At 51.9% G+C, this 1,600-nt stretch carries 2 protein-coding genes; one reads left to right on the forward strand and one right to left on the reverse strand.

The window, feature by feature from the left end:
- Positions 1 to 62 precede the first annotated feature (62 nt).
- Positions 63 to 827: a MerR family transcriptional regulator gene (locus B3W37_RS05660; protein ID WP_483171514.1), complete on the reverse strand. Its 765-nt coding sequence runs from the start codon at positions 825 to 827 to the stop codon at positions 63 to 65.
- A gap of 192 nt (positions 828 to 1,019) precedes the next feature.
- Between B3W37_RS05660 and B3W37_RS05665 the strand changes: the two genes are divergently transcribed.
- Positions 1,020 to 1,600, forward strand: a 581-nt coding sequence (locus tag B3W37_RS05665; protein ID WP_483175023.1) for a hypothetical protein, incomplete at its 3' end; no start/stop codon positions are given.

The following is a 1,600-nucleotide window of genomic DNA, read 5'->3' on the forward strand; positions in this document are numbered from 1 at the left end:
ACGTTGATTGAGCGGACCTATTGAGCAACGCAGTTATTCGCTTTTGTCGACGGTCTGCGGCATCATTCATGGATGCCGGTATAGATCTGCACTGCGTCCCTCAAGAATACCGCAGCCCCGGGTTGTATCTTGTCATAGTGCGCGGTGAAACGCTCGTCATCAACATACATCTGGGCCATTCTGGCATGGGCCTCTCCGGTGTAGCTTTCCCAGAAGTAGCACAGCCACTGGCGATGCAGGTCAGCGGCCTGCTGGGCCAGATCCCCTCCGGGATTGCCGCTTGCCATGGCCTCTTTCAGGGTGTCATTGAAGGCGGCGCTCAAACGCTCTATCTCGGCGTATTGCTGCGGAGTCATATCCAGCACCTTCTGATAGGAGGCCTCCACCACTTTGTCGCCGTATTTGCCCCTTATCTCCTCCCCGTATTTTTGCTCGTTCTCTTCCACCAGTCGGCGCTTAAAACCGGCAAACTTCTCAGCATCGGTCATGATGATTCTCCCTTCTGTCATGGCTATGGTCTTTTCAACATTGGCGATAAGTGAATCCAGTTGCTGCCTTCTCATCAACAGTTTACAATGGTGCTCTTTCAGGGCTTTCAGGCCATCGAAGCATGGTTCCGACAACATTGCCTTGATCTGCTCCAGGTCCACGCCCATTTCCCGGTACAAGAGGATCTGCTGCAGACGGTCCACTTGTTCACGACCGTAAATGCGATATCCCGATGAACTGATCCGGGCGGGCTTGAGAAGGCCGATTTGATCATAGTAGCGCAATGTCCTGGGGCTGACTCCGGCCAGCCGGCTTAGTTTCTGAACCGTATATTCCATTTCCATCAACTCCCGACAAAATCACTATACACCTTTACGTTGCGTCAAGGTCAATAAAGGATGCCAGGAAATAAATAACAAAAGAGACGGCTTCTAAAAAATGCCCATTATTAAGAATATGGATAGCCTTGCAGTGGATAAAACAATTTGCGGTATAATTAGGTCAAAAGTCAGTCGAAAGGATGAAAAACAGTGATTACTACCCTGGCATTGCATCCGGCAGCAGCCAAGGTGCTTATCGGTCAGGCTGTGGCAGCCCTTCCCGAGGTGCAGAAGGCCTTCCGTCAAGGCAAAATCATCATCGCCTCCGGAACCACAAATGTCATGGTGGCCAAAGCCCTGTTGAATGTGGAGATAAAAAACCTGGAACCTCACGCAGCCGGGATTATTACGCAAAGGGCCGCCTGTGTTACTGAAAAGGACCAACGGGTCGCTCCATGGTGCCTGGATCAAGGCACTCCTGTTCAAACCGAATGGCTGGAATTTTTGAACAGCATGCGGTCAGGGGATGTATTCATAAAAGGTGCCAATGCATTTGACAGCGCAGGTCTTATCGGGGTTCTGCTCGGAGACGACCAGGGCGGAACGGTGGGAAAAGCGATCGGCGCCATCAAGGCCCGGGGAATTCACTGGATAGCCCCGGTAGGATTGGAAAAAGCGATCCCCAGTTGTATTGAAGCTGAGCGGTGGATGGCAGGAGCCCCTGAGAGCAGCCTCTGTCTGGGTTACAAGTGCGGCTACATAACGGTTCCCAACACCAGGATTATAACCGA

This window comes from Syntrophomonas sp. UBA5494 (assembly GCF_002426325.1).